9 protein-coding genes are annotated in these 7,405 nt (G+C 63.4%); 1 reads left to right on the top strand and 8 read right to left on the bottom strand.

Going from position 1 to position 7,405, the window contains the following annotated elements; translation table 11 throughout:
• Positions 1 to 24: 24 nt before the first annotated feature.
• The 4 genes from WBB95_RS04565 to WBB95_RS04550 are packed head-to-tail and all read right to left on the bottom strand — an operon-like array spanning position 25 to position 1,838.
• Complete coding sequence (locus tag WBB95_RS04565) at positions 25 to 297, bottom strand: hypothetical protein (protein WP_424486507.1); 273 nt, start codon at positions 295 to 297, stop codon at positions 25 to 27.
• Between the two features lie 50 nt (positions 298 to 347).
• A complete protein-coding gene (locus tag WBB95_RS04560) occupies positions 348 to 1,109 on the bottom strand; it encodes an alpha/beta fold hydrolase (protein WP_424486506.1) in 762 nt (253 codons plus the stop codon).
• A 28-nt stretch (positions 1,110 to 1,137) separates the two neighbouring features.
• Positions 1,138 to 1,569 carry a DoxX family protein gene (locus WBB95_RS04555; RefSeq protein WP_424486505.1) on the bottom strand — a complete coding sequence of 144 codons (432 nt, stop codon included), beginning with the start codon at positions 1,567 to 1,569 and terminating at the stop codon, positions 1,138 to 1,140.
• A complete protein-coding gene (locus WBB95_RS04550; RefSeq protein ID WP_178922626.1) occupies positions 1,566 to 1,838 on the bottom strand; it encodes a DUF2282 domain-containing protein in 273 nt (90 codons plus the stop codon). The genes WBB95_RS04555 and WBB95_RS04550 overlap by 4 nt, the downstream gene beginning before the upstream one ends.
• 575 nt (positions 1,839 to 2,413) lie before the next feature.
• Between WBB95_RS04550 and WBB95_RS04545 the strand changes: the two genes are divergently transcribed.
• Positions 2,414 to 5,230 (top strand): ATP-binding protein, encoded by a 2,817-nt coding sequence (locus WBB95_RS04545; RefSeq protein WP_424486504.1) that lies wholly within the window; start codon positions 2,414 to 2,416, stop codon positions 5,228 to 5,230.
• Positions 5,231 to 5,343: 113 nt separating this feature from the next.
• Here WBB95_RS04545 and WBB95_RS04540 read toward each other — a convergent pair whose 3' ends face one another.
• The 4 genes from WBB95_RS04540 to WBB95_RS04525 all read right to left on the bottom strand — a co-directional run.
• Entirely contained in the window at positions 5,344 to 5,922 is a 579-nt protein-coding gene (locus tag WBB95_RS04540; RefSeq protein ID WP_424486503.1) for a hypothetical protein, read from the bottom strand.
• A 37-nt stretch (positions 5,923 to 5,959) separates the two neighbouring features.
• Positions 5,960 to 6,454, bottom strand: a complete 495-nt coding sequence (locus WBB95_RS04535) for a periplasmic heavy metal sensor (protein WP_424486502.1) — start codon at positions 6,452 to 6,454, stop codon at positions 5,960 to 5,962.
• Entirely contained in the window at positions 6,451 to 6,882 is a 432-nt protein-coding gene (locus tag WBB95_RS04530) for a hypothetical protein (RefSeq protein WP_424486501.1), read from the bottom strand. The genes WBB95_RS04535 and WBB95_RS04530 overlap by 4 nt, the downstream gene beginning before the upstream one ends.
• Positions 6,879 to 7,405, bottom strand: a 527-nt coding sequence (locus WBB95_RS04525; protein WP_424486500.1) for an RNA polymerase sigma factor, incomplete at its 5' end; no start/stop codon positions are given. The genes WBB95_RS04525 and WBB95_RS04530, both read right to left, overlap by 4 nt.

Genomic DNA, 7,405 nt, shown 5'->3' with positions numbered 1-7,405 from the left:
AGCCCGTACGGGCTCGCCGATGGGTTACTTCGGTTCAGTCAGGGTGCCGCCGGCCTTGAGGCATTCGGACGGAGTCTTGACGATCACGCCTTCGCCCTTGCAGCTGTTGAGGCCCTTGCAGTCATTTTTGGCGGTCGCGCACAGGCTGGTGCCCTTGCAGGTGTTGACGCCGTAGCAACGGCCGGGTTTTTCCTGCTGGTCCGCCGCGCTGGCGGCGCTCGCGAACGACGCCGATGCGAGGGCAACCAGTGCCGCAGCAGCGGCCAGGCTCAAGCGGGATTTGAATGCAGTGTTCATGGGTGTTTCTCCTGAAAATGCTCGTGGGGTGCTCGTGGGGGTAGCAGGGATTACTGGATGACGGATGCCGCGTCTTCGATGACTTTCGCCACAGCCTCAGGCTGGGAGATGTACACCGAGTGGCTGGCTTTGATTTCGGTGACCCTGGAACCGGCACGCGTGTACATCCAGCGTTGCAGCGCGGGGCTCAGCGCGCGGTCCTCGGTGGACACCACGGCGTAGGTCGGCTTTTTATGCCAGGCCGCGGCCCACACGGTGCCGCCGAACAGCGCGGCGGTGGCGGGCACTTGCGAGGCGGCCATGAAGTCGGTGCGATTGGTGGTCAGGTCGGCGGCAAAATCCGCGTTGAATTGCGTGCGATCAAAGAACAGGTGGCCGTCGCGGCTGGGCTTGATGTCATCGCTGGGCGACGGCATGGAGCCGATCAACTGGGCCATGTTCTCGCCCACTTCCGGCTGCAGCGCCGAGACATAAACCAGCGACTTGACCTTGTCGCGGTCGCCGGCAATCGAGATCACTGCGCCGCCGGAGCTGTGACCCACCAGCACCACGGGGCCGACCTGCTGCTCCAGCACTTCACGCGCCTCGGCCACGTCGGCCGCCAGATTTTCGTGGCCCTGGTGCACCACGGTGACCTTGTAGCCTTTGTGAATCAGGATGTCGTGAACCACGCGCCAACCGGAACCGTCGACAAATGAACCGGGCACGATCACCACGCTTTTGCCGGCGCCGGGCTGCGGCGCATCGGCCGCGTGAGCCAGCATCGGAACCGTCAGGGCCATGGCCAGAGCCAGGGAAGAAAGCGTACGCATAAGAAATCTCCATTAATGAGGCAAAGGGTTAAGCGCGTTTGCGCATCAGCCAGCGATCCAGCGACCACGCCCCGCCGCCGTACGCCAGCAGCGGCAGCAACAGGCCCGCCCAGGTCAGGTGGACCGGCCAGGCGTCGGGGTACACAAACACCTCGATCACCAGCGTCATGCCCAACAGCGCAGCGGCAGCCGGGCGGGTCAGCAGACCCAGCACCAGCAGCAGCGGAAACAGGTGTTCGGCGTAAGTCGCCAGGTGCGCGGCCCACGCCGGCGGGATCAGCGGCAAGGCGTACTCCGAGCGAAACAACGCGTAGGTCGAGGGTTTGAGGTCGAGAAAACCGCTGACCTTGGTGCGGCCCGAGAGGAAAAACACCGACGCGATCCCGACCCGCGCCACCAGCAACAGCAGCGCTGGGGGCAAGACGCGCTGGATCACCACCGCCGGGGCCGCTCGGCTCATGGCTGCTCCGTCAGGCTGCCGTAGCCCTTGGGGGTCTTGATCTGGGTGCAGGTGCCTTTGTCCACCAGCACCCAGGCATTGCCCTGGTAGTCGGCGGTGGCGGTGCCGGCGCACGAGGTGCCTTTACCGGCGGCGCAGTCATTGGCACCGGCGAGGGAGACGCCGAAGCATTTTTCCTGGGGTTTGGCTTCATCGGCGTGCGCCACGGCCGCGAAGGCGCTGAGGGACAGGGCAAGGGTGGCCGCGAGGGCTGCGTAGGGACGCTTCATCGGTGTATCTCCTGGCTTGACTGAGTGTGGCCAGGGCGCAGGTTGCGGTGGATGACCGCCTGCGCCAGCTGGTGAACAGAGTTAAAGCCAGGCGTGTATCCGGTCTGTGTCGCAAACACGACAGAACGTCATGCCGATGTATCAGGCTGGTGCGGGGATACAGTGCGATACACAGCCGGGAAAACAGCGCCAATTCACTGCCGTTTTATTCGGCATCCCGAACGACACAATTGGAAATATTCGCCTTTCCGAACGAAGTCCCTTTCGCGTCACCGACGACCTTAAAAATCACCATAAATTTCATGCGGTTGTTGTCATCTTTGTTACATGCCAACTGGCATACATTCTGCTTTATCCATGTTTCTGGTAATAAAATGTTTCAGCTTTGAGACAGTCTCATCTTCTGAAGCATGTGGCGTGACTCCCTCTATAAAAACGACACGCCCCAAAGGAGGGCGGCTTTTCCGACACTTTGATCGACATCAACTTTCCAAGACTGCTGCTGCACATCTGCACCCAAAAGGGCGAATGGCCTGATCGCCAATAACAAGCCCGACTATAAAAAGGACGAATTGATGAGCTCGAGCAAGCACCACGCAGTGTCCTACATGGACGCAGACCACCCGGCTCCGGTTTCCACCGAGAGCGCCATCGGCTTCGGCCCCTTTCTGTTACTGGCACGCCAGCATGTGTTGTTGCGCAACGGCGAACCCGTGACCCTGGGGAGCCGCGCCCTGTACTTGCTGATCGCCCTGGTCACCCGTGCCGGCGAACTGCTGGAGAAATCCGAACTGATCTCCTACGCCTGGCCCAAGGTGGTGGTCGAGGAGTGCAACCTGCGTGCGCAGATCGTCGCCCTGCGTCGGGCGTTGGGCGACGATGGCAACTTCAGCTACATCGTCACTGTGCCGGGCCGGGGCTATCGCTTTGTGGCGCCTGTTACCCTGCAAGCTGTCGGCGAGGAAAGCCTGCCGGTGCCCAGTGCAAAAGTGGAAGAACCGAGCCTTCCCGCACCGGCCGGCGAAGTGATCGGTCGCGAGGCCTTGATCGCCAACCTGGCCGGCCAGGTCATCAGCCAGCGCTTCGTGACCATCACCGGCCCGGGAGGCATCGGCAAGACCACCGTGGCCATGGCCGTGGCCCATCACCTGGCCAACGAGTTCAACCTCGACACCTGTTTCGTCGACATGGCCCCCGCCACCAGTGGGCAATGGGTAGCCGGCATGCTCGCCAGCGCCTTGGGCATTCAGACGATCAGCGATGACCCGCTGCACAGCATCGCCGCGACCCTGGCCGAGCGCCGTTTGCTGCTGGTGCTGGATAACTGCGAACACGTGCTGCCCGCCATCGCCGACGCCGCCGAAACCCTGCTGCGCAGTGCGCCCCATTGCTGCGTGCTGACCACCAGCCGTGAGCCCCTGCGCGCCGAAGGCGAACGTGTGCACGACCTGGCGCCGTTGCAAGTGCCGGACGAGCACGCCAGCCTCAGCGCCTGTGAAGCGCTGGCCTGGTCCGGTGTGCGCCTGTTCGTGGAACGCGTGCGCGCCCTCGACCCCGACTTTGTGTTCAACGACGCCGACGTGGCCGCCGTCTGCGCCATCTGCCGCAAGCTCGACAGCAACGCGCTGGCCATCGAAATCGCCGCCGCGCGGGTGCGCACCTTTGGCATCCAGGACCTGGTCGGCTTGCTCGACGGCAGCTTTCGCCTGCAGATGACCGGCCGACGCACCGCCCTCGCCCGCCACCGTTCCCTCAGCGCGACCCTGGACTGGACGTACGGCATGCTCAGCGAAGACGAGCAGGCGATGCTGCGCCAGTTGGCGGTGTTCACCGGTTCCTTCACGCTCGATGCGGTCAAGGCGATGACCGCCAGCAGCACCCTCGACCCGCGCAACGCCCTGCCCTTGCTCGAAAGCCTGATGGACAAATCGCTGCTGATCGCCGGTGAATCGCAGTTGCTCAAGCGCTACCGCCTGCTGGAAACCACCCGCGCCTACGCCCTGGAAAAACTCATCGAACACGGCGAGGCAAACTCCACCGCGCAACACCACGCCCACTACGCGCTCGGCGTGTTGCAGGAAGCCGGCCGGACCCTGGACGGCCTGTCCCCGCAAACCTGGATCGCGCTCTACGGCTCCGAGATCAACACGATTCGCTCGGCGCTGGATTGGGCCTACTCGTCTACCGGCAACCTGTCCCTGGGTATCGAACTGACCTTGGGCGGCGTGCCGCTGTGGCTGCGCCTGTCGCTGGTCAGCGAATGCCGCACTTGGGTCGACAAGGGCCTGGCGAGCGACGCCGTCACGCCGCTGCCGGTGCGTCAGCACATGCTGTTGCAGACCGCCCTGGCCAGCGTGCTGATGCTCACCTACGGCACCAGTGGCCCGATGCGCGAAGCCTGGCGCCAGGTGCGCGAAGACGCCCGCGAACTTGACGACGCCGAGCACAAAATGCGCGCGTTGTGGGGCCTGTGGACCGACCGTTGCGGCTGCAACCAGTACGCCGAAGCGCTGGAACTGGCCGAGCGTTACATCGCCCTGAACAACAGCGGTAACCAGCAACTGCTCGGCAAGCGCATGCGCGCTGTGGCCTTGTTCCATATGGGCGACCTGGCCGGCGCGCGGCAAAATATCGATGAAGCCCTGGGCTCTCCGTCGGCGGCGCGCTCGCACATCATCGACGTACATTTCGACCAACGCATCGCCGCGCGCTGCCTCAAGGCCAAGGTGCAATTGCTGGAGGGCGATGTCGACCCGGCACTGCGGCTGATCGGCACCTGCGTCGAGGAGGCGGTCTCACTCGATCACCCGGCGACCCTCTGGTACACCTTGTGCCTGGGGGCTATTCCGTTGGCACTGCTGGCCTCCAACTTGCCGAAAATGCGCTACTACCTGGGCTTGCTGCAAGACAGCACCACCCGCCAGGACCTGCATATCTGGCGGCAAATGCGCCTGTGTTTTGAAAGCATCCTGCTGATCCGCCAGGGTTCGCCGGAAGAAGGCGTGCCGCAACTGGGCGAAGCCCTGCACCACCTGCAAGGCCAGGGCGACAGCCAGCTCTACAGCTTGCTGCGGTGTGAATACGCGCTGGGCCTGGCGCGACTGGGTGTGGAAAAACTCGCCCTGGAAGTGCTTGAAGACACCCTGCAATTGGCAATTGGCCGCCACGAACGCTGGTTTGTGCCGCAGATGCTGCGGATCAAGGCCCAGCTGACGTTGCGTCAGGGGCATTACGGCTCGGTGGACAAGGCCAAGGTGTTGTTGCGCCAGGCGTGGGTGGATGCGCAATTGGCGGGAGCGCACTTCTGGCGGGCACAGATCGCGACGGACTTGGCGCGGTTACAAGAGCCCAAGTTGCGCATTGCTTCGTTGCCGCGGTTTCAGCACCGCTGAGGCCGGGGTTTGATTGAGGGCGTACCCCATTGCTGCGGTGACTGCACAAAGGAAAAGCCCTCATTCCAACCCTGCACCTGAAGGCGTGCCCACACCTGGCTTGAAAACCGTGCCTAAACCGGCACTTCCTTCTCCAACACCAGCGTGATCCCGGTCTGCGAATACACCTTCGACCAGGTATTCATCGTCTTGAAATTGTCATGGTTCTCCCCATCCGCCGGGTCCATGAAGTCCCCGCCCGGGCGCAGCATCACATAGTGCAACCCCACCACAAACGTCGTGACCACACACAACGCCCGTCGATTGGCCGCCATCGGTGGCGGTGCCCCATGAATCACCGGAAACCCCGCCTTCACACACAACTCTTCACAGGCGGGATACAAGGTCGCCAACGCCGTGGCCAAAAACCCTTCCATGTGGATGGTCACATTCAACCCCAGCGACCGCGCTGCCAACGCCACACTGTGTGGGTAGGAATAGCCCGCCTTGATCGGGTCAAACGGCTTCACCACCCCACCGGTTTGTGCACCGGAGGTGAGTTTGTAGAGCTCAACCTCACACATAGTCGTGCGCAACGCGTCGGTCGCCGAAAGACCACCGGGCAAGGTGGCTTCCAGCTCCACGGCCGCACACAGCAAAGACGCCGCACCACAGGAAAAATCAAAAGCCTGTTTCTTTTTAGCAGCCGGCATAAACACACTTCCTGAGAGGTTATGCGGACTTAACGGCTCAAGACCTGGGTTTATTCCCCGCCGTCTGGATCAATTTTTCTTTAGCTTTGAGCTGCCCACGCTGGTACAGCGCCTCGACCAGCTTCTGCCGTTCATCCTGGGGCAAGTTGCTTGCAAATTGCGCCAGGGTGCCGTCCACCAAGGCCCGGAGCGCAGCGTCGGCCTCGCGTGCCTTGGCCAGTTCAGCCACCAGCGCGTCGTGGTCCAGCGTCGGCGCCTCCAGCTGTTTGATCACGCCCAGGCGAGCTTCGCGGCCGGCCATGATCAGCGGCTGGCTGTCGTCGCGGTTATGCCGCAGCAACTGGCGCAATTCCTTGCGCCGCTCGGCCGGCAACTTGATCATCGCCTGGCGCAAGCCGTGCTGGTTGACCACCGCCTCAACAGGCTTGGACGTGGCCATCCAGTGGTAGAGACCACCGCCCAAACCGCCGATCAAAAAGACGTTGAGCAACACCGAAACGACCAACCAGGGTTTAAGGAATTTAGGGGTCATTGCTCGGTATCCTCGGCGTTGACGGTGAAGACGACGTCGGCGTCGCCCTGATCGAAGACGCTGGGCAGCACGTCAGATGACAAACTCGGCAGCGGCACGCTTAACGACGCAACCAATACGCCGGCGGCGATGCCGGCAACGCCCACGCCGACAAACCCGGCAGGCGATAACCAGTTGGCATAGCGCGACCAGAACGACGCACGTCGCGGCGCCGACTGGCGGATCTGCCGGGCCAGCGCCGGGTCGGCGAAGGCCAGTTCATAAGCGTCCAGTTGGCTATCGAGCCAGCCGGCCTCGCGCAGTGCCTCACGGGCGCTGACGCTGCCGCTGTCGAGCAACGCCTGGGCACTGGCCTGTTCGGCGTCGGGCCAGCGGTGCAGGCCGGCGCCGTAGGCAGATGCCAGGTGCGCAAATCGTTCAGGTGTCATGGTTTTCCCCTTCCTGGGCGGGCGAGCCCGGGTGTGTCGGCAAGTTGACTGCGCAACTGACGTCGGGCCCGCGAAAGCAGGCTCTCCAGTGCCTCGACGCTGATGTTCATCAGGGCCGCGGCGTCGATGTTCGACAGCTCCTGGTAGTACTGCAACACAATGGCTTCGCGCTGGCGCTCGGGCAACGCCGCCAAGGCGGCGGCCATGCGGGCGCTGCGATCTGCCGTCTCCAACTCTTCCTGCGCAGACGGCGCGCTGTCCGCCAGTTCAAGCAGGGCGTCCTCGTCCAGTGGGCGTTCCTTGCGCCGGCGCAAACGGTCATGGCACAGGTTCAGCGCCACGCGGTGCAGCCAGGTGTCGAAACGTGCTTCGCCGGGGCGCCAGTTGGCCGCCTGGCGCCAGATCCGCAGGAAACTTTCCTGGGCCACGTCCTTGGCCTCGTCGGCATCCCCCAGCAGCCGGCTGGCAAGCGCCAGCAAGCGCGGGAGCTTGCGCGTCACCATTTCGTTGACGGCTGCAGGTT

Origin of the sequence: Pseudomonas sp., from assembly GCF_049645325.1 — a bacterium.
In the GTDB taxonomy this organism is placed as follows: domain Bacteria; phylum Pseudomonadota; class Gammaproteobacteria; order Pseudomonadales; family Pseudomonadaceae; genus Aquipseudomonas.
This window is presented reverse-complemented; position numbering and strand designations above follow the sequence as displayed.